This is a genomic window from Atlantibacter hermannii (genome assembly GCF_009907385.1).
GTDB classification, from domain to species: Bacteria; Pseudomonadota; Gammaproteobacteria; order Enterobacterales; family Enterobacteriaceae; genus Atlantibacter; species Atlantibacter hermannii_A.
This window is the reverse complement of record NZ_JAAATR010000024.1, coordinates 75946-95179: the sequence shown is the minus strand read 5'-3', so window position 1 is coordinate 95179 and position 19234 is coordinate 75946. Positions and strand designations below refer to the sequence as shown.

Below are 19234 nucleotides of genomic sequence, written 5' to 3'. Positions count from 1 at the left end.
AAGATGAAGTCTGGCACAAAAACGGCCCCGAAGGGCCGCCTGATTTAGCGTTTGCTGATTTGATCGAAGGTGCCGCCGTTGGCGAAGTGCTCTTTCTGGGCTTTGGTCCAGCCGCCAAATACCTCGTCAATGGTGAACAGTTTCAGTTTCGGGAACTCACCTTCGTATTTCTTCGTCACCTGCTCATCACGCGGACGGTAGAAGTTTTTCGCAGCGATCTCCTGGCCTTCCGGCGTGTAGAGATATTTCAGATAGGCTTCGGCAACGGCCTGAGTACCCTTCTTCTCGACCACTTTGTCGACTACCGACACGGTCGGCTCCGCCAGAATAGATTCGCTCGGGGTAACGATCTCGAATTTGTCTTTGCCTAATTCATTGGTCGCCAGCAGCGCTTCGTTTTCCCAGGCAATCAGCACATCGCCGATGCCGCGTTCAACGAAGGTGTTGGTTGAACCACGCGCGCCGGAATCCAGCACTTCTACGTTTTTAAACAGCGCCTTGACGAACTCCTGGGCTTTAGCCTGATCGCCATTGTTCTGATGGAGCGCGTAGCCCCATGCCGCCAGATAGTTCCAGCGCGCGCCGCCGGAGCTTTTCGGGTTTGGCGTGATCACGGAAACGCCCGGCTTCACCAGATCGTTCCAGTCTTTAATTTGTTTCGGGTTGCCTTTGCGCACCAGGAAAACGATGGTGGAGGTGTAAGGCGCGGAGTTGTCCGGCAGGCGTTTGATCCAGTTTTTATCAATGCGGCCGCGCTCGGCAATGGCGTCCACGTCATAAGCCAGCGCCAGGGTCACTACATCCGCTTCAATACCGTTAATCACGGACGTCGCCTGTTTGCCGGAGCCGCCATGGGACTGACGGATCACTACATTATCGCCGGTCTCTTTTTTCCAGTGCTCGCTGAAGGCTTTGTTATATTGATCGTACAGCTCACGCGTCGGGTCATAAGACACATTAAGTAATTGAATATCCTTCGCCAGTACGCTGGTTGATGCCAGAAGCAACGTTAATCCCACGCCAAACTTATTCATCGCACGCTCTCTTCTAAATTGTGTGTATGAAAATAGCCTGCCAGAAATGCGTGAGATGATTAAAGAATAAAAAAAGATTGGCTATAACTTTGGGGAATATTATCAGCCAGTAAAAAGCCGGGCGAACCCGGCTTTTTGATTAATACAGTTTTTTGGCACAGTCGAGCCAGTCGCCTTTGAAGGTACGCTTCATATTTTCGATAGCGTCGATGATGTCGTGATGCACCATCTTCTCGTTCTGAATGCCCACGCAACGGCCGCCATGGCCCTGCAGCAGCAGTTCAATGGAGTATGCGCCCATGCGGGAAGCCAGAATACGGTCATAAGGCACCGGAGAACCGCCACGCTGGATGTGACCCAGTACCGTAGCGCGGGTTTCACGCTCGGTTTCCGCCTCAATGTAGCGCGCCAGCTCATCGATATCGCAGATGTGCTCGGTGATCGCCACGATGGCGTGTTTTTTACCCTTCGCGATACCGGCTTTGATTTCCGCCACCAGATCGTCGCGGTTGAACTCCACTTCCGGCAACACGATGAATTCACAACCGCCAGCAATCGCCGCCGCCAGGGTCAGGTCGCCGCAGTAACGGCCCATGACTTCGACGATAGAAATACGTTGGTGAGAAGTAGAGGTGTCACGCAGGCGGTCAATGGCTTCAACGACGGTGCTCAGCGCGGTAAAGTACCCGATGGTGTAGTCAGTACCGGCAACGTCGTTATCAATGGTGCCCGGCAGGCCGATGCACGGAAAGCCCATTTCGGTCAGGCGCTTCGCACCCATATAGGAGCCGTCGCCGCCGATAACAACCAGCGCGTCCAGACCGCGTTTTTTCATGTTCTCGATAGCCACCGCGCGGATGTGTTCTTCGCGGAACTCAGGAAAACGAGCAGAACCCAGGAATGTGCCGCCACGGTTAATCATGTCGGACACGCTGTAGCGGTCGAGCTGAATCATACGGTCTTCATACAGGCCGAGATAGCCGTCATAAATACCAAAAACTTCCAGACCTTCTGTCAGCGCGGCGCGCACCACGCCGCGAATGGCGGCGTTCATGCCTGGCGCATCACCGCCACTCGTCAATACCCCGATTTTCTTAATCATGACTACCTCTGAACGTAGAATACAATATTGAATCCTGTTGCCGGAAACGCCTGCATCATCAGGCGATGGACTAATGATGCAGATAGTATATCAATAGCTTCCAGCTGAATTGATTCAGGTCAGACCGAACGGCGGTAATTTATCCAAAAAAAGCCGTTTGGTTCACTTTTCCAGCCTCATTTAAAGCGGGAAATTTCCCTGTCTCCCCTGCGGCACAACAGAGCAGGGATCCTGATGAATAATCACGTCCGATCCCGGAAAACGCCCCAGGATCGCTTGCTCCACTTGCTCAGCCACAATATGCGCCTGAACCAGCGGTAAGTTGTCGTCCATTTCAAGATGAATTTGAATAAAGCGGGTCGGCCCTGACTGCCGCGTGCGAAGATCGTGGGCACCTCTGACGCCAGGCCACGATGAAACAATGTCGATGATGATTTGATGCTCATCATCCGGTAACGCGCGGTCCAGCAACGACTGGACGGCTTCATAGCCCATTCGTAATGCGCTATATAATATATAGATGCCAATACCCAGCGCAAACAAGGCATCAGCACGATGCCAGCCATACCAGGAAAGCGCAAGCGCCACCAGAATAGCGCTGTTCATCATAACATCAGATTGATAATGAAGCATATCTGCCCTTACCGCCTGGCTTTTGGTCTTACGCACCACCCAGCGCTGAAACGTCACCAGTATCAACGTGCTGATCAGGGCGATGAGGGTAACGCTGATACCAATCTGCGGCGATTCCATCGGCGCGGGATTCGCCAGCCGCTCGAAACCGGTCAGGAACAGAAACAGCGCCGATCCGGAGATAAACATGCTTTGCGCCAGCGCGGCAAGCGACTCGGCTTTGCCATGGCCGAACGCATGTTCGTCATCGGCAGGCTGTAAGGAGTAACGCACCACCAGAAGGTTGGTCAGCGAAGCGGCAATATCCACCAGCGAATCCACCAGCGCAGCGAGAATACTCACCGAGCCGGTCTTCCACCAGGCAAAGATTTTAACGAGCAGCAGCAACGACGCCATCACCGTGGCGGCAATGGCGGCGCGGCTGACCAGACGCCCATAAGATTGATTCATAAAGACTCCCGCGTATCGATTGGCAAAGTATAACGAATCACGCGCTAAACTCAGACTGGCGGGAGGCGAAAGCCGGGCAAAAAAAACCCCTCCGTTAAGGAGGGGAAGACAGGGATGGTGTCTATGGCAAGGAAAACAGGGTTGTTACTGGTTACTACGGGTACTGCTACTAAACACGTTGGCCGAGGAGGACCGTTGCATCTGCGAGACTTCTCGCAACTGAAGCATGCGATACTGGTGCTTCTCGTTTAAAACCGCTTGCTGTTCCGGCGTCAACAGCCGGTACATCTGGTTGCGCACTTTCGCCATCTCGACTTGGCGCGCCACCTGCTCTTGTGCCATCTTTTCGGCCTGAGCCCGCACAGCGGTTTCATCAAAATTTTCTGCGGTGACCAGGCGATGCATGGTCTCCATTTCGCTAACATTAACAGGCGGCTGTTCATGCTTCGCCTGCTGCATGAGGTCGCGCATCTGTTGACGTTGCTTTTCGGTTAATCGAATGCCGTCAAACATATGGCTCTGCACACTGTTTCGTTGCGCCAACCCTTCTGCGGGGTGCCAGTTATCGCCTGTAACGACTTCAGCAGCCTGGCTTGCGAACGTACTGATTGCCAGTGTTGAGGCCATGACGGCAGCGGTAACTTTGCGCATCACTGACTCCTGGAAACTTGGGTGCTGCGATTCAACGAGGACCAGTTTACGATTCAGGCTGCAAACATGCGTCAGGGGGTGTAAAACAACGTAAAGTCATGGATTACCGGGCCTTGATGACGTAATTTTTGCCTCGGAGGTATTAACAATGAATAAAATTCTGTTAGTTGATGATGATCGTGAACTTACTTCTCTCTTGAAAGAGCTTCTCGACATGGAAGGTTTTAATGTGCTGGTCGCCCACGATGGCGAGCAGGCGCTTAATCTTCTGGATGACAGCATCGACCTGCTTTTGCTCGACGTGATGATGCCAAAGAAAAATGGTATCGATACGCTTAAAGAGCTACGTCAGACTCACCAGACACCGGTAATCATGCTGACCGCGCGCGGTAGCGAACTGGATCGCGTTTTAGGCCTTGAACTGGGCGCGGATGACTATTTACCCAAACCGTTCAACGACCGTGAACTGGTGGCGCGTATTCGCGCTATTCTGCGCCGTTCCCACTGGAGCGAGCAGCAGCAAAACAGCGACAACGGCTCGCCGAATCTTGAAGTCGATGCCCTGAGCCTCAACCCAGGCCGCCAGGAAGCCAGCTTCGACGGCACCGCGCTGGAGCTGACCGGCACTGAGTTTACGCTGCTGTATCTGCTGGCCCAGCATTTAGGCCAGGTGGTCTCCAGAGAGCATCTCAGCCAGGAAGTGTTAGGCAAGCGCCTGACGCCGTTCGATCGCGCCATTGATATGCATATTTCCAACCTGCGCCGCAAACTGCCGGATCGTAAAGACGGACATCCGTGGTTCAAAACCTTACGTGGACGGGGTTACCTGATGGTATCCGCTTCATGATTGGTAGCCTGACCGCGCGAATATTTGCGATTTTTTGGCTGACCCTGGCCCTGGTTTTGATGCTGGTATTGATGTTGCCGAAGCTCGATTCGCGTCAAATGACCGAGCTGCTGGAAAGCGAACAACGTCAGGGCGTGATGATAGAACAGCATGTTGAAGCGGAACTGGCTAACGATCCGCCCAACGATTTGATGTGGTGGCGCAGGCTGTTTCGCGCCATTGACAAATGGGCACCGCCGGGACAACGCCTGGTGCTGGTCACCAGTGAAGGACGCGTGATCGGCGCAGAACGTAGTGAAATGCAGATCATTCGCAACTTTATCGGCCAGGCAGATAACTCCGATCATCCACAAAAGAAAAAGTACGGTCGTCTGGAAATGGTCGGCCCCTTTTCGGTGCGTGACGGTGAAGACAACTATCAGCTTTACCTGATCCGCCCGGCCAGCAACTCGCAGTCCGATTTCATTAACCTGCTGTTTGACCGCCCGCTACTGCTGCTTATCGTAACGATGCTGGTCAGTTCGCCATTGTTGTTATGGCTCGCCTGGAGCCTGGCGAAACCGGCGCGTAAGCTGAAAAACGCCGCTGACGAAGTGGCGCAGGGTAATTTGCGCCAGCATCCGGAGCTGGAAGCCGGACCGCAGGAGTTTCTCGCGGCGGGAGCCAGTTTTAACCAGATGGTGACGGCGCTGGAACGCATGATGACCACCCAGCAGCGGCTGCTGTCTGATATCTCCCATGAGTTACGCACGCCGCTTACGCGTCTCCAGCTCGGTACCGCCCTGCTGCGTCGCCGGGCTGGCGAAAGCAAAGAGCTGGAGCGCATTGAAACTGAAGCCCACCGGCTGGACAGCATGATCAACGATCTGCTGGTGATGTCTCGCAATCAGCAAAAAAATGCCCTGGTCAGCGAGACCATGAAGGCTAACCAGCTGTGGCGCGAAGTGCTGGATAACGCCGCGTTTGAAGCCGAGCAGATGGGTAAATCTTTCGAAGTAGCCTATCCGCCGGGGCCGTGGTTGCTGTACGGCAACCCGAATGCGCTGGAAAGCGCGCTGGAAAACATTGTTCGTAATGCCCTGCGCTATTCGCATACCCAAATTTGCGTCAGCTTCTCGGTGGATAAAGAAGGCATTACCGTCACCGTGGACGACGACGGTCCCGGCGTCAGCCCGGAAGATCGGGAGCAGATTTTCCGGCCTTTCTACCGCACCGATGAGGCGCGCGACCGGGAATCCGGCGGCACCGGCCTTGGTCTGGCAATCGTCGAAACGGCTATTCAGCAGCACCGCGGCTGGGTTAAAGCCGACGACAGCCCGCTGGGCGGCCTGCGTCTGGTGCTCTGGTTACCGCTGTATCGCCGCACCTGATAACCGCGTCTCTCTGCATAACGGAGAGACGCGTTTTTCTCCCCGCCCACATCTGCTATCCTGCGCCCCTTGCTGATGGGGGCCTTATGCTAAATATCGTACTTTTCGAACCTGAAATTCCGCCGAACACGGGCAACATTATCCGCCTGTGCGCCAACACCGGTTTTAAACTGCATATCATCGAGCCGATGGGGTTTACCTGGGATGATAAGCGCCTGCGCCGGGCTGGACTGGATTACCACGAGTTCGCCGCCGTAACCCGTCACGCCAGTTATGAGGCCTTTCTGGACGCGCAAAAGCCGGAGCGCCTGTTTGCGTTAACCACCAAAGGGACGCCCGCCCACAGCGCGGTGAGCTATGCCGCTGGCGATTATTTAGTGTTTGGCCCGGAGACGCGCGGATTGCCCGCGAGCGTGCTGGATGCCCTACCCGCGCAGCAAAAAATTCGTATTCCGATGATGCCGGACAGCCGCAGTATGAACTTATCTAACGCGGTGTCGGTGGTGGTGTATGAAGCGTGGCGCCAGCTTGATTACGCAGGCGCCGTACTGCGCAGTTAAATCCCGTCGCCGTATTCGAAGCCGTTATTTACGCCGTTGAAATGCTGATCCATATCCATGGCGGGTTTATCGCTTTCCGGCTTGCCGACGATGCGCGCCGGAACGCCTGCGGCGGTGGTATGCGGGGGAACCGGCTGTAATACCACCGAGCCCGCGCCAATTTTCGCGCCGCGCCCGACTTCGATATTGCCGAGAATTTTCGCCCCCGCGCCAATCATCACCCCTTCACGAATTTTCGGATGGCGATCGCCGCTGGTTTTACCGGTACCGCCCAGGGTCACCGATTGCAGGATGGAAACGTCATTTTCCACCACGGCGGTTTCGCCAATCACAATGCCGGTGGCGTGGTCGAGCATAATGCCGCGGCCAATTTTCGCCGCCGGGTGAATGTCTACCTGAAAAGAAACCGACACCTGGTTTTGCAGGAAAATCGCCAGCGCGCGCCGGCCCTGATTCCACAGCCAGTGGCCGATGCGGTGCGCCTGTAGCGCGTGGAATCCCTTCAGATACAGCAACGGCGTGGAGTATTTATCGACCGCCGGGTCGCGGGTGCGCACGGCCTGAATATCGCAGGCGGCGGATTCAATCATCTGCGGGTCGGCGGCATAAGCTTCTTCCACCACTTCGCGAATAGCGATGGCGGGCATAATCGGCGACGCCAGTTTGTTCGCCAGCATATAGCTCAGCGCGCTGCCGAGATTTTCATGTTTTAGCAACGTAGCATGGTAAAAACTGGCAAGCATTGGCTCGCAGTCGGCGAGCGCCCTCGCTTCGGCTTTAATGTTATTCCATACCAAATCCAGTTCTTCACACGGCATTGCTCTCTCCAGAAAAACAAGCAGCGCCCGGTAAACGATCTTACCGGTGCGCAATAAAGGTAACAGGGGGCTCCATTAATGACTGCTTTTCTCGTCCTTGCGTGCTCGCCCGAGCAATGTTAATGCTGCCTCGCGCGCATTTTTTCCGCAATACAATACTTGATAAATTTCCTCGGTTATTGGCATTTCCACACCAAAGCGCGCCGCCAGTTCACGCACTTCTTTGGTGTTGCGATAACCTTCCACCACCTGACCGATGGTCTGCTGGGCGGTCGTGACGTCCATGCCTTGTCCAAGCATCATGCCGAAACGGCGGTTGCGGGACTGATTATCGGTACAGGTCAGTACCAGGTCGCCCAGGCCCGCCATGCCCATAAAGGTAGTGGGATCGGCACCCAATGCGGCCCCAAGACGCGTCATCTCGGTGAGCCCGCGGGTGATTAACGCGGTACGCGCATTCGCGCCAAAACCGATACCGTCAGACATCCCGGCGCCAATCGCGATCACGTTTTTCACCGCGCCGCCCAACTGGACGCCGATGAAATCCGGATTGCTGTAAACGCGGAAGCTTTTGCCGCAGTGCAGCAGTTGCTGGAGATCGTCAGTAAAGGTGTCGTCGGTAGACGCCAGCGAAATCGCCGTCGGCAGGCCTGCCGCCAGTTCTTTGGCGAATGTCGGGCCGGAAATCACCGCCAGCGGGATATCCTCGCCCAGCGCTTCCCGGGCTACGTCCTGCAACAGACGCCCGGTTTCCGCTTCCAGCCCTTTAGTCGCCCAGACCACGCGCGCGTCGTCACGCATCAGCGGTTTAATCTGGCGCAGCACTTCGCCAAACACATGGCTCGGCACCACCACCAGAATATTGCGGCTGGCCGCCAGCGCGGTAGCAAGGTCGCTTTCAGGATGGAGCGAATCGGGGAAAGGCACATCCGGGAGAAACGCGGCGTTGCAGCGGTCTGCTTTTAACGTCGCGATATGGTTGGGATCGTGGCCCCAGAGCACCACCTGGTGGCCGTTTCTCGCCAGGGTGATAGCGAGAGCGGTGCCGTAAGATCCGGCACCGATGACTGTCATTGAAGCAGTAGTGTTATTCATCAGGCATCCTGATGGTCTTGCGCACCTTCGCCGGACTGCTGTTGCAGATAGTTCATGAACAATGCGTCGAAGTTAACCGGCGCAAGGTTCAGCTGCGGGAACGTGCCGCGGGAAACCAGGCTAGTGATACATTCACGCGCATACGGGAACAGGATGTTCGGGCAGTATGCGCCCAGGCAATGCGCCAGCTGCGTGCCTTCGATGCCGCCGACGGAGAAAATGCCCGCCTGCTGTACTTCGCACAGGAATGCGGTGTCGTTTTCCAGCGTTGCGGTGACGGTCACGCGCAGAACCACTTCATAAACGTCGTCCGCTAACTGGTTGGATGCGGTATCCAGGTCCAGTTTGACTTCCGGCTGCCAGTCTTTCTGAAACACATGCGGCGCATTCGGTGCTTCAAAAGAGATATCCTTGGTGTAAACGCGTTGGATCTGAAAGGTCATTTCAGTGTTGTTTTGTTCTGACATGTGTAAACCCTTTATTGTTTGTCCTTCAAAGTGCCTTACGGCGAAGCAGCGCTAGCGCAACAGGGGATCAAGTCCCCCACGCGCATCCAGCGCATACAAGTCGTCACAACCGCCAATGTGCTGTGCATCAATAAAAATTTGCGGCACCGTGGTGCGGCCACTGCGCTTAATCATCTCTTCCCGTTTAGCAGCATCCCCGTCAATGGGTAGCTCTTCAAACGCGACGCCTTTGCTTGCCAGCAACGCTTTTGCGCGATGGCAGTATGGGCAGGTCACTTTGGTATAGATTTCGATATTGGCCATGGCGATACCTTAGCGTGAGTTATTTTCCGCGCACCAGTGGAAGGTTTTCACCACTCCAGCCTGCTACACCGTCTTTCAGCACAAAAACGCGCTCGAAACCGGCTTTCATCAGCGCGTTAGCGGATTCCTGGGCTGACATACCGTTGCCATCAACCACAATAATCGGCTGCGCTTTATGTTTATCCAGCTCGCCCGTGTTATTGGCTTTGATTTCATTGGGCAGCACGTTCAGGGCGCTGGCGATATGGCCTTTGCGGAAATCGTCACGCTGACGGATATCCACCACCACGGCGTCTTCTTTGTTGATTAAACGCGTCGCTTCACCACGCGAAATCACCTTCACTTTAGAAGTAAGGCTTTTGAATGTGGTAAAGAGCACCGCCCCCAGTAACGCGACCCAGGCGATACTAAGTATGGGGTGACGGCCAACGAATTGCATAATTTCTTGCATGGGGGGTAAAGGCTCCCGACTAAGTGAAAAAAACCAGGTGAGGAGTATACCTTTGCATCGGTCCAATTACAGCCAGCGCGAGACAGGTAATGCATATTCTGCGGGCTGTTACGGAAAAAATGGCGGAAAGCGCCAGAGGGCACAGACTACCCGCCCGCTTTTTTTGATCTTCTGCGGCTATTCGTGCCAATAAGTTGTAGTAAAATTACGCAAATTTTTTATCTTTGAGCAATGAGGTTATCGCAATGTCGGTTTCTAAAAAACCTATGGTCCTGATGATTCTGGACGGCTACGGCTACCGTGAAGACCAACAGGACAACGCTATTTTCAGCGCCAAAACCCCGGTAATGGACAGCCTGTGGGCAAAACGTCCGCATACGCTGATTGACGCGTCCGGTCTGGAAGTAGGGCTGCCGGACCGCCAGATGGGCAACTCCGAAGTGGGTCATGTTAACCTGGGCGCAGGCCGTATCGTGTATCAGGATCTGACCCGTCTGGACGTTGAAATTAAAGAACGGACTTTCTTCGCTAACCCGGTACTGACCAGCGCGGTAGATACCGCGGTTGCTTCTGGTAAAGCCGTACACATCATGGGCCTGCTCTCCGCAGGCGGCGTGCACAGCCATGAAGACCATATCCTGGCGATGGTGGAACTGGCGGCAGAACGCGGCGCGGAAAAAATCTATCTGCACGCCTTCCTGGATGGCCGCGATACGCCGCCGCGCAGCGCCGAGTCCAGCCTGAAACGTTTTGAAGAAACTTTCGCCGCGCTGGGCAAAGGCCGCATTGCGACGATGGTTGGCCGTTACTATGCCATGGACCGCGATAACCGTTGGGACCGCGTGGAGTTGGCTTACGATCTGATGACGTTGTCGCAGGGCGAATACCAGGCAGACAGCGCCGTTGCCGCGCTGGAAGCCGCCTACGCGCGCGATGAGAATGACGAATTCGTTAAACCAACCGTCATCCGCGCCGAAGGCCAGCCTGACGCCGCAATGGAAGACGGCGACGCACTGATTTTCATGAACTTCCGCGCTGATCGCGCTCGTCAGATTACCCGCGCCTTCGTTAACGCTGATTTCGACGGTTTCGCCCGTAAGAAAGTGGTGAAGTTCTCTAACTTCGTGATGCTGACCGAATACGCCGCCAACATCAATACCGCCTGCGCTTACCCGCCAGGCTCGCTGGTGAACACCTTCGGCGAGTGGATGGCGAAAAACGACAAAACCCAGCTGCGTATTTCTGAAACCGAAAAGTACGCCCACGTGACGTTCTTCTTTAACGGCGGCGTGGAAGACTCCTTTGCGGGCGAAGATCGCATTCTGATCAATTCTCCGAAAGTGGCGACGTACGACCTGCAGCCGGAAATGAGCTCTGCAGAATTAACTGAAAAATTAATTGCCGCGATCCGCAGCGGGAAATACGACGCCATCATTTGTAACTATCCGAACGGCGACATGGTCGGACACACCGGCGTATTTGACGCGGCGGTAAAAGCGGTAGAAGCATTGGACAACTGCATCGCGCAAGTGACTGAAGTTGTTGAGTCCGTTGGCGGCCAGCTGCTGATTACCGCTGACCACGGCAATGCCGAGCAGATGCGCGACCCGTCTACCGGCCAGGCGCATACCGCGCATACCAACCTGCCGGTTCCGTTGATTTATGTGGGCGAAAAGCAGGTTAAAGCGGTAGAAGGCGGCAAATTGTCTGATATCGCGCCGACGATGCTCTCGCTAATGGGCATGGACATCCCGCAAGAGATGACTGGTAAGCCGCTGTTCATCGTGGAATAATCCCTCCCCATGAGGGGAAAGGCGAACTTTTCAATACGGGGCATAAAACCGCAGCGGTTTTACTTAATGCCCCTGCTATACGCCAGCGTGCTTAGCGCTGGCGTATTGTTATACCCAATTTCCGCCACGGCGGATGAGCGCGATCAGCTCAAATCTATTCAACAGGATATCGCCGCCAAAGAGCGCGCGGTACGCCAGCAGCAACAGCAACGCACCGCCCTTCTGGCGCAGTTAAAAGCTCAGGAACAGGCCATCGCCGCCGCCACCCGCGCGTTGCGCGAAACGGAAAACAGCCTTGCGCAACTGAATCGCCAGATTAGCGCGATGAATGCTTCCATCGCCAAACTGGAAAAACAGAAAGCCTCCCAGGAGCGCAACCTCGCCGCCCAGCTCGACGCCTCGTTCCGCCAGGGCCAGCACACTGGCATCCAGTTGATCCTCAGCGGTGAAGAGAGCCAGCGCGGTCAGCGGTTGCAAGCCTATTTCGGCTATCTGAACCAGGCGCGCCAGGAAACCATCGCTCAGTTGCGCCAGACCCGCGAAGAAGTGGCATCGCAAAAAGCCGAGCTGGAAGAAAAGCAGAGCGAGCAGCAGACGCTGCTGTACGAACAGCAGGCGCAGCAGGCAAAGCTGGAGCAGGCGCGCAACGAGCGTAAAAAGACGATTAGCGGCCTGGAGTCTTCTATCCAGCAGGGTCAGAATCAGCTCAGCGAGATGCGCCAGAACGAATCGCGTCTGCGCAATAGCATCGCCCGCGCGGAAGCGGCGGCGAAAGCGCGTGCCGAGCGGGAAGCCCGTGAAGCCGAGCAGGTACGCAATAAACAGCAGGAAGCCAGCCGTAAAGGCACCACCTATAAACCGACCGAAAGCGAACAGTCTCTGATGTCCCGTACCGGCGGGCTGGGCTCGCCGCGCGGCCAGGCGTACTGGCCGGTGCGTGGTTCTTTACTGCATCGCTATGGCGAACAGTTGCAAGGTGAACTACGTTGGAAGGGGATGGTTATCGGCGCGTCGGAAGGCACGGAAGTTAAAGCCATTGCCGACGGACGAGTTATTCTCGCCGACTGGTTACAGGGCTACGGCCTTGTGGTGGTGGTTGAACACGGTAAAGGCGATATGAGCCTGTACGGTTACAACCAAAGCGCGCTGGTCAGCGTCGGCACTCAGGTGCGCGCCGGTCAGCCTATCGCGCTGGTTGGCAACAGCGGCGGCCAGGGCCGCCCTTCACTCTATTTCGAAATTCGTCGGCAGGGACAAGCCATTAACCCACAACCGTGGTTGGGAAGATAAGTTTTGCTTCAATTTCGACGATTACTGCTTTCACTTGCCGCCAGTCTGGCGGTATTCACTCCGGCCATGGCGGGCAAACTGGCGATAGTGATTGATGACTTTGGTTATCGCCCACAAACCGAAAACCAGATCCTGGCTATGCCCCCCGCGATTTCCGTCGCCGTTCTGCCGAATGCGCCGCACGCCCGGGAAATGGCTGTCAAAGCCCACAACAGCGGCCATGAAGTATTAATCCATCTACCGATGGCGCCGCTCAGCAAACAGCCGCTGGAAAAAGACACGCTGCGCCCGGAAATGAGCAGTGATGAAATTGAGCGCATCATCCGTGATGCGGTGAGTAAAGTGCCGCATGCGGTGGGCCTGAATAACCACATGGGCAGCGCCATGACTTCCAGCCTGTTCGGCATGCAAAAAGTGATGCAGGCGCTCGGGCGTTATAATCTCTATTTTCTCGACAGCATGACCATTGGCAACAGCCAGGCGATGCGTGCGGCGGCAGGCACTAGCGTGAAAGTGATTAAGCGCAAAGTGTTTCTCGACGACACCCAAAACGAAGCCGATATTCGCGCGCAGTTTAACCGTGCGGTTGCGCTGGCGCGGCGCAACGGCTCTGCCATTGCTATCGGGCACCCTCATCCTTCCACCGTGCGCGTGTTGCAGCAGATGGTGTATAGCCTGCCTGCGGATATCACGCTGGTACGGCCGGGCAGCCTGCTGAATGAGCCGCAAACCGATACCTCGACGCCGAACCTGACGCCGCCGCCATCGAACACGCCGCGTAATCCGTTCCAGGGCGTGAAGTTCTGCAACAGCAAAAAACTGCCTGAACCGGTCTATGCGACGCGTTATTTCTCGGTGATTGGTGAAAGTATCAGCCAGAGCGGAATGGCGAAGTACATCGTCAATCAATGGCAGGGGTGGAAGACGCCAGCGATAAAATAACCCGCCCAGGCGGGTTATTTTTGCAGGGAGCGGGTCTGGCTATCGACATCCTGTTCAGACTTTAATTGCCTGGTATGGGGATGCTGATACCAGGATTTAAAATACTTAAGAAAACTGTAAAGCGTGGCATAGAGCCCGGTAACCGCGCCGACACGCCCCTGCCGCCAGGCACCGCTAAATAAATACCATTTAAAGAAGGCGCCAATCGCGCTAATGATGCCACGCATAATTGAAGGCTGGACGGGAGAATATTTTACCAGCCGGGTGGTATAGCTATTCAGCTTATTAAAGACTTCATGGAGAGTATAAAACGTGTCATGCCGAACATGCCCCGGCATCTTTTCACTTTGAATATTCCCCTCAACTTTATCATCCACCGGGCGCAGATTAAAACGCGCATTCTGGCGATTGAACAATCGTACCGGGTAGTCTGGCGATGAAACCGGATAAAGCGTGTTGACTTGTTCGCCTAAGACATACCAGTAGCGCGGCAAACGCCAGGCTTTATTTTTAGCGGGCTCTTCGCCCGCTTTCAGAGCCAGAATGAAATTGACGGTTTGCTCATCCAGAATTTCATCGCTGTCCATGCACAGCACCCAATCATTCCCGGCGCGCTCAATCGCGACATTCATCTGCATTCCATGCATTGAATAGGGGTGATAAAAAGGCGTAATGCCGAATTCACGGCAAATTTCCAGCGTCTCATCTGTGCTGCCGGAATCCACCACGACCATTTCATCCGCCACGGCAATAAGGGGCGGCAAAACTTCACGTAATAAGCGCGCGGAATTATGCGTCAATAAACAAACTGAGAGTGTAAACATCATTCTGACTCTGTCTGATGGAACCCTGTTAACCATAGAGGATCAAGCAAAAATAAAAGGCGATTTTTGCCTGATTTTTAAAAGGTTTTTCGACAAAAAGAATATTACAGAAATTGGCATAAGAAAAAAGCGCCCGTAGGCGCTTTATTTTTAATCCCAGCTAAGAATAACTTTGCCGGACTGGCCTGAACGCATGGCGTCAAAGCCTTTCTGGAAATCATCAATAGTAAAGCGGTGGGTGATGATAGGGGACAGGTCAAGCCCGGACTGGATCAGCGCAGCCATCTTATACCAGGTCTCGAACATTTCGCGGCCATAGATGCCTTTAATGAACAGACCTTTGAAGATCACTTTGTTCCAGTCGATGGACATATCTGAAGGTGGTATACCCAGCATGGCGATGCGTCCGCCGTGGTTCATGGTATCCAGCATGGCGCGGAACGCCGGCGGCGCGCCGGACATTTCCAGGCCCACGTCGAACCCTTCGGTCATTCCCAGCTCGTTCATCACGTCATGCAGGTTCTCTCTGGACACGTTCACCGCGCGGGTGACGCCCATTTTGCGAGCCAGCTCAAGACGATATTCGTTAACGTCCGTGATCACCACGTGGCGCGCGCCAACGTGTTTCGCCACTGCCGCCGCCATAATGCCGATGGGGCCAGCGCCGGATACCAGCACGTCTTCGCCAACCAGATCGAACGACAGCGCAGTGTGCACCGCATTGCCGAACGGGTCGAAAATAGACGCTAATTCATCCGGAATGTTGTCGGGGATTTTAAACGCGTTAAACGCAGGCAGTACCAGATACTCGGCGAAACAGCCCTGACGGTTGACGCCCACGCCGATGGTGTTGCGGCACAAGTGAGTGCGGCCGCCACGGCAGTTGCGGCAATGCCCGCAGGTAATGTGCCCTTCGCCGGAAACGCGGTCGCCAATCTTAAAGCCTTTCACTTCCTGGCCGATGCCAACCACTTCACCCACGTATTCGTGACCGACAATCATCGGTACGGGAATGGTTTTTTGCGACCACTCGTCCCAGTTATAAATATGCACATCGGTACCGCAGATAGCCGTTTTGCGGATTTTGATTAACAGATCGTTATGACCCACTTCCGGCTCGGGGGCATCGTTAACCATCCAGATGCCTTCTTCCGCTTTCAGCTTCGATAATGCTTTCATGTCTTATCCTCAGGCAATCACGCCTAACTGTTTACCGATACGAATAAAGGCGTCGATCGCCCGCTCAATCTGCTCGGTGCTGTGCGCGGCAGACATTTGAGTACGGATACGCGCCTGCCCTTTCGGCACCACCGGGTAGAAGAAACCGGTGACGTAAATCCCCTCTTTTTGCAGTTCACGGGCAAAATTCTGCGCCACAACCGCATCGCCCAGCATCACCGGAATGATGGCGTGGTCAGCACCCGCCAGGGTGAAACCGGCCGCGGTCATTTTTTCGCGGAACAGGCGCGCGTTGGCCCACAGCTTGTCGCGCAGCGCATCGCCTTCGGCCAGCATTTCCAGCACTTTGATAGAGGCGGAAACAATCGCCGGGGCCAGAGAGTTGGAGAACAGATACGGACGGGAACGCTGGCGCAGCCACTCAACGACTTCTTTACGCGCTGCGGTATAACCGCCAGACGCGCCGCCCAGCGCCTTGCCGAGCGTACCGGTGATGATGTCGACCCGGCCCATCACGTCACAGTATTCATGGGTGCCGCGACCGTGTGCGCCGACAAAGCCCACCGCGTGAGAATCGTCGACCATTACCAGCGCATCATATTTATCCGCCAGATCGCATACGCCTTTCAGGTTGGCGATCACGCCATCCATTGAGAACACGCCGTCGGTGGCGATCAGCACGTGACGCGCACCGGCTTCACGCGCTTCTTTCAGACGCGCTTCCAGCTCCTGCATATCGTTATTGGCATAGCGGAAACGCTTTGCTTTACACAGACGCACGCCGTCAATGATCGATGCATGGTTCAGCGCATCGGAGATAATGGCGTCTTCTGCGCCCAGCAGGGTTTCGAATAACCCGCCGTTAGCGTCGAAGCAGGAAGAGTAGAGAATGGCGTCTTCCATGCCGAGGAAGTCAGCCAGCTTTTGCTCCAGCTGCTTGTGCGTGTCCTGGGTGCCGCAGATAAAGCGCACCGAAGCCATGCCGAAACCGTGGCTGTCCATGCCCTGTTTGGCGGCAGCGATCAGTTCGGGATGGTTAGCAAGACCGAGGTAGTTATTGGCGCAGAAGTTGATAACGTGGCTACCGTCGGCGACGGTGATATCGGCCTGCTGAGCCGATGTGATGATACGCTCTTCTTTATACAACCCTTCCGCACGTGCGGTTTCCAGGTCGGCATTCAACTGTTGGTAAAAATCCCCTCGCATTGCAATTCTCCAGGCTGGGCAAATTTCGGCACATATTACCCAAACTAATCATTTGATACGAGATGACGATTGGCTGAATGCGCGTTTTGCAGCATAAATCACGTCTGTGAAACAAACTTCGCAGACGGCCTGGAGGTCTGAGGCTGAAGGGCAGCCGATGTGGTGGTATGATTACCCATATTCGCGCCTGAGATAGTCTCATGGCCCTACTTTTTTAAAGGTTATACGTATGATCATTGTTACCGGCGGCGCTGGATTTATCGGCAGCAACATTGTTAAAGCGTTGAACGACAAGGGCATCACCGACATTCTGGTGGTCGATAACCTTAAAGATGGCACCAAATTCGTTAATCTGGTTGACCTGACTATCTCTGATTACATGGATAAAGAGGACTTCCTTATCCAGATTATGGCGGGTGAAGAGTTTGGCGATATCGAGGCCATTTTCCACGAAGGCGCATGCTCTTCCACCACCGAGTGGGACGGCAAGTACATGATGGATAACAATTATCAGTACTCCAAAGAGGTGCTGCATTACTGCCTGGAGCGTGAAATCCCGTTCCTGTATGCCTCTTCTGCCGCCACCTACGGCGGACGCACCTCTGACTTTATCGAGTCCCGCGAATATGAGAAACCGCTGAATGTTTACGGTTACTCCAAATTCCTGTTCGACGAATATGTGCGCCAGATCCTGCCGGAAGCCAACTCACAAATCGTCGGGTTCCGCTATTTCAACGTCTACGGACCGCGTGAAGGCCATAAAGGCAGCATGGCGAGCGTGGCGTTTCATCTGAACACCCAACTGAACAACGGCGAGAGCCCGAAACTGTTTGAAGGCAGCGACGGGTTCAAGCGTGATTTCGTCTACGTAGGCGACGTGGCGGCGGTCAACCTGTGGTTCTGGGAAAACGGCGTATCCGGGATTTTCAACCTCGGCACTGGCCGTGCGGAATCCTTCCAGGCCGTGGCCGATGCCGCGCTGGCATACCATCAGAAAGGCAGCCTCGAATACATCCCATTCCCGGAAAAACTGAAAGGCCGCTACCAGGCGTTTACACAGGCAGACCTGACCAACCTGCGCGCCGCTGGCTACGATAAGCCGTTCAAGACCGTCGCCGAAGGCGTGGCGGAATATATGGCCTGGCTGAACCGCGACGCGTAAGTTGCCCGTATGAAAATATTGGTGATCGGTCCGTCCTGGGTGGGCGACATGATGATGTCGCAAAGTCTCTATCGCACGCTCAAGGCGCGCTATCCCGAGGCGATTATCGACGTGATGGCACCTGCGTGGTGCCGTCCGCTGTTATCGCGGATGCCGGAAGTCAACGAGGCGATCCCGATGCCGCTTGGCCATGGGGCGCTGGAAATTGGCGAACGCCGCAAACTTGGCCTTAGCCTGCGCGATCGCCGCTATGACCGCGCCTACGTGCTGCCAAACTCGTTTAAATCCGCCTTAGTGCCCTTCTTCGCCAATATCCCTCAGCGCACCGGCTGGCGCGGCGAGATGCGTTACGGCCTGCTGAACGATGCGCGCGTGCTGGATAAAGCCGCCTGGCCGCTGATGGTCGAACGCTATGTAGCGCTGGCCTATGACAAAGGCGTAATGCAGTCGGCGCGTGATTTGCCACAACCGCTGTTGTGGCCGCGTTTGCAGGTGAGCGAAGCGGAAAAACAGCAGATGTGCGCCACGTTCAGGCTCTCCGATGAACGGCCCGTGATGGGCTTTTGCCCCGGCGCGGAATTCGGCCCGGCGAAGCGCTGGCCGCATTATCACTACGCCGCGCTGGCGGAAAAACTGATCGCCCAGGGCTATCAAATCGCGCTGTTCGGTTCCGCAAAAGATCACGATGCAGGCAACCAGATCATCGCTGCGCTGCCGGAAGAGCAGCAGCCGTGGTGCCGCAATCTGGCCGGGGAAACCGCGCTGGAGCAAGCGGTGGTGCTGATTGCCGCCTGTGAGGCCGTGGTATCCAACGATTCGGGTTTGATGCACATCGCCGCCGCGTTGGATCGCCCGCTGGTGGCGCTGTATGGCCCGAGCAGCCCCGACTTCACGCCGCCGCTGTCCCATAAAGCGCGCGTGATCCGTCTGATTACCGGTTACCACAAGGTACGTAAGGGCGAGGGTGAACAAGGCTATCATCAAAGTCTCATCGATATTACCCCTGAGCGGGTAAACGATGAGTTATCCAGCCTGTTGGCTAATCAGGAAAATTAAC

At 55.3% G+C, this 19234-nt stretch carries 20 protein-coding genes; 8 read left to right on the top strand and 12 right to left on the bottom strand.

Features of this window, described 5'->3' with window-relative positions; all coding sequences use genetic code 11:
- Positions 1 to 44: 44 nt before the first annotated feature.
- The 4 genes from GV764_RS07310 to cpxP all read right to left on the bottom strand — a co-directional run bounded on the left by GV764_RS07310 (position 45) and on the right by cpxP (position 3870).
- The gene (locus GV764_RS07310; RefSeq protein ID WP_161659568.1) at positions 45 to 1034 is read right to left on the bottom strand and encodes a sulfate ABC transporter substrate-binding protein; all 990 of its coding nucleotides are present in this window, start codon (positions 1032 to 1034) and stop codon (positions 45 to 47) included.
- A gap of 139 nt (positions 1035 to 1173) precedes the next feature.
- Entirely contained in the window at positions 1174 to 2136 is a 963-nt protein-coding gene (pfkA, locus tag GV764_RS07305; protein ID WP_161659567.1) for a 6-phosphofructokinase, read from the bottom strand.
- Positions 2137 to 2316: 180 nt separating this feature from the next.
- A complete protein-coding gene (gene fieF / locus GV764_RS07300; RefSeq protein WP_161659566.1) occupies positions 2317 to 3219 on the bottom strand; it encodes a CDF family cation-efflux transporter FieF in 903 nt (300 codons plus the stop codon).
- A 144-nt stretch (positions 3220 to 3363) separates the two neighbouring features.
- Entirely contained in the window at positions 3364 to 3870 is a 507-nt protein-coding gene (gene cpxP / locus GV764_RS07295) for a cell-envelope stress modulator CpxP (RefSeq protein WP_125294968.1), read from the bottom strand.
- A 148-nt stretch (positions 3871 to 4018) separates the two neighbouring features.
- Between cpxP and cpxR the strand changes: the two genes are divergently transcribed.
- From cpxR to trmL, 3 genes are all read left to right on the top strand, one after another.
- Complete coding sequence (gene cpxR, locus GV764_RS07290; RefSeq protein ID WP_002436737.1) at positions 4019 to 4717, top strand: envelope stress response regulator transcription factor CpxR; 699 nt, start codon at positions 4019 to 4021, stop codon at positions 4715 to 4717.
- The gene (cpxA, locus tag GV764_RS07285; RefSeq protein WP_161659565.1) at positions 4714 to 6087 is read left to right on the top strand and encodes an envelope stress sensor histidine kinase CpxA; all 1374 of its coding nucleotides are present in this window, start codon (positions 4714 to 4716) and stop codon (positions 6085 to 6087) included. Before cpxR ends, cpxA begins: the two co-directional genes overlap by 4 nt.
- 86 nt (positions 6088 to 6173) lie before the next feature.
- Entirely contained in the window at positions 6174 to 6647 is a 474-nt protein-coding gene (gene trmL / locus GV764_RS07280; protein WP_125294974.1) for a tRNA (uridine(34)/cytosine(34)/5-carboxymethylaminomethyluridine(34)-2'-O)-methyltransferase TrmL, read from the top strand.
- Here the strand turns inward: trmL and cysE are convergent.
- From cysE to GV764_RS07255, 5 genes are all read right to left on the bottom strand, one after another.
- The gene (cysE, locus tag GV764_RS07275; protein WP_125294975.1) at positions 6644 to 7465 is read right to left on the bottom strand and encodes a serine O-acetyltransferase; all 822 of its coding nucleotides are present in this window, start codon (positions 7463 to 7465) and stop codon (positions 6644 to 6646) included. The two genes, trmL and cysE, sit on opposite strands and share 4 nt — an antisense overlap.
- A 75-nt stretch (positions 7466 to 7540) precedes the next feature.
- Complete coding sequence (gene gpsA, locus GV764_RS07270) at positions 7541 to 8560, bottom strand: NAD(P)H-dependent glycerol-3-phosphate dehydrogenase (RefSeq protein ID WP_161659564.1); 1020 nt, start codon at positions 8558 to 8560, stop codon at positions 7541 to 7543.
- Entirely contained in the window at positions 8560 to 9027 is a 468-nt protein-coding gene (gene secB, locus GV764_RS07265) for a protein-export chaperone SecB (protein WP_002436726.1), read from the bottom strand. Before secB ends, gpsA begins: the two co-directional genes overlap by 1 nt.
- Positions 9028 to 9078: 51 nt before the next feature.
- Positions 9079 to 9330, bottom strand: a complete 252-nt coding sequence (gene grxC, locus GV764_RS07260) for a glutaredoxin 3 (protein WP_125294979.1) — start codon at positions 9328 to 9330, stop codon at positions 9079 to 9081.
- Between the two features lie 19 nt (positions 9331 to 9349).
- Complete coding sequence (locus GV764_RS07255; RefSeq protein WP_161659563.1) at positions 9350 to 9781, bottom strand: rhodanese-like domain-containing protein; 432 nt, start codon at positions 9779 to 9781, stop codon at positions 9350 to 9352.
- Between the two features lie 245 nt (positions 9782 to 10026).
- On the opposite strand from GV764_RS07255, the gene gpmM reads away from it, so the two are divergent.
- Genes gpmM through GV764_RS07240 form a run of 3 tightly spaced genes read left to right on the top strand, consistent with a single transcriptional unit; the run spans position 10027 to position 13806 of the window.
- Positions 10027 to 11574 (top strand): 2,3-bisphosphoglycerate-independent phosphoglycerate mutase, encoded by a 1548-nt coding sequence (gene gpmM, locus GV764_RS07250; RefSeq protein ID WP_161659562.1) that lies wholly within the window; start codon positions 10027 to 10029, stop codon positions 11572 to 11574.
- 9 nt (positions 11575 to 11583) lie between these two features.
- Entirely contained in the window at positions 11584 to 12864 is a 1281-nt protein-coding gene (gene envC / locus GV764_RS07245; RefSeq protein WP_161659561.1) for a murein hydrolase activator EnvC, read from the top strand.
- A gap of 3 nt (positions 12865 to 12867) precedes the next feature.
- A complete protein-coding gene (locus GV764_RS07240) occupies positions 12868 to 13806 on the top strand; it encodes a divergent polysaccharide deacetylase family protein (protein ID WP_161659560.1) in 939 nt (312 codons plus the stop codon).
- A 14-nt stretch (positions 13807 to 13820) separates the two neighbouring features.
- Here GV764_RS07240 and GV764_RS07235 read toward each other — a convergent pair whose 3' ends face one another.
- The 3 genes from GV764_RS07235 to kbl form a co-directional block, all read right to left on the bottom strand.
- Positions 13821 to 14630 carry a glycosyltransferase family 2 protein gene (locus tag GV764_RS07235; protein WP_161659612.1) on the bottom strand — a complete coding sequence of 270 codons (810 nt, stop codon included), beginning with the start codon at positions 14628 to 14630 and terminating at the stop codon, positions 13821 to 13823.
- A 150-nt stretch (positions 14631 to 14780) separates the two neighbouring features.
- A complete protein-coding gene (gene tdh / locus GV764_RS07230; RefSeq protein ID WP_161659559.1) occupies positions 14781 to 15809 on the bottom strand; it encodes an L-threonine 3-dehydrogenase in 1029 nt (342 codons plus the stop codon).
- Between the two features lie 9 nt (positions 15810 to 15818).
- Positions 15819 to 17015 (bottom strand): glycine C-acetyltransferase, encoded by a 1197-nt coding sequence (gene kbl / locus GV764_RS07225; protein WP_161659558.1) that lies wholly within the window; start codon positions 17013 to 17015, stop codon positions 15819 to 15821.
- A gap of 229 nt (positions 17016 to 17244) precedes the next feature.
- On the opposite strand from kbl, the gene rfaD reads away from it, so the two are divergent.
- A complete protein-coding gene (rfaD, locus tag GV764_RS07220; RefSeq protein WP_161659557.1) occupies positions 17245 to 18177 on the top strand; it encodes an ADP-glyceromanno-heptose 6-epimerase in 933 nt (310 codons plus the stop codon).
- A gap of 9 nt (positions 18178 to 18186) precedes the next feature.
- On the top strand, positions 18187 to 19233 hold the full coding sequence (rfaF, locus tag GV764_RS07215) for an ADP-heptose--LPS heptosyltransferase RfaF (protein ID WP_161659556.1): 1047 nt from the start codon (positions 18187 to 18189) through the stop codon (positions 19231 to 19233).
- The last annotated feature ends 1 nt before the right edge of the window (position 19234 follow it).

Coding starts and splice junctions, on each gene's coding strand:
- cysE (WP_125294975.1), bottom strand. CDS start 7,465: ATGCCGTGTGAAGAACTGGATTTGGTATGGAATAACATTAAAGCCGAA.
- rfaF (WP_161659556.1), top strand. CDS start 18,187: ATGAAAATATTGGTGATCGGTCCGTCCTGGGTGGGCGACATGATGATG.
- fieF (WP_161659566.1), bottom strand. CDS start 3,219: ATGAATCAATCTTATGGGCGTCTGGTCAGCCGCGCCGCCATTGCCGCC.
- trmL (WP_125294974.1), top strand. CDS start 6,174: ATGCTAAATATCGTACTTTTCGAACCTGAAATTCCGCCGAACACGGGC.
- kbl (WP_161659558.1), bottom strand. CDS start 17,015: ATGCGAGGGGATTTTTACCAACAGTTGAATGCCGACCTGGAAACCGCA.
- gpmM (WP_161659562.1), top strand. CDS start 10,027: ATGTCGGTTTCTAAAAAACCTATGGTCCTGATGATTCTGGACGGCTAC.
- GV764_RS07310 (WP_161659568.1), bottom strand. CDS start 1,034: ATGAATAAGTTTGGCGTGGGATTAACGTTGCTTCTGGCATCAACCAGC.
- grxC (WP_125294979.1), bottom strand. CDS start 9,330: ATGGCCAATATCGAAATCTATACCAAAGTGACCTGCCCATACTGCCAT.
- cpxA (WP_161659565.1), top strand. CDS start 4,714: ATGATTGGTAGCCTGACCGCGCGAATATTTGCGATTTTTTGGCTGACC.
- rfaD (WP_161659557.1), top strand. CDS start 17,245: ATGATCATTGTTACCGGCGGCGCTGGATTTATCGGCAGCAACATTGTT.
- tdh (WP_161659559.1), bottom strand. CDS start 15,809: ATGAAAGCATTATCGAAGCTGAAAGCGGAAGAAGGCATCTGGATGGTT.
- secB (WP_002436726.1), bottom strand. CDS start 9,027: ATGTCAGAACAAAACAACACTGAAATGACCTTTCAGATCCAACGCGTT.
- pfkA (WP_161659567.1), bottom strand. CDS start 2,136: ATGATTAAGAAAATCGGGGTATTGACGAGTGGCGGTGATGCGCCAGGC.
- GV764_RS07235 (WP_161659612.1), bottom strand. CDS start 14,630: ATGTTTACACTCTCAGTTTGTTTATTGACGCATAATTCCGCGCGCTTA.
- gpsA (WP_161659564.1), bottom strand. CDS start 8,560: ATGAATAACACTACTGCTTCAATGACAGTCATCGGTGCCGGATCTTAC.
- cpxP (WP_125294968.1), bottom strand. CDS start 3,870: ATGCGCAAAGTTACCGCTGCCGTCATGGCCTCAACACTGGCAATCAGT.
- envC (WP_161659561.1), top strand. CDS start 11,584: ATGAGGGGAAAGGCGAACTTTTCAATACGGGGCATAAAACCGCAGCGG.
- cpxR (WP_002436737.1), top strand. CDS start 4,019: ATGAATAAAATTCTGTTAGTTGATGATGATCGTGAACTTACTTCTCTC.
- GV764_RS07255 (WP_161659563.1), bottom strand. CDS start 9,781: ATGCAAGAAATTATGCAATTCGTTGGCCGTCACCCCATACTTAGTATC.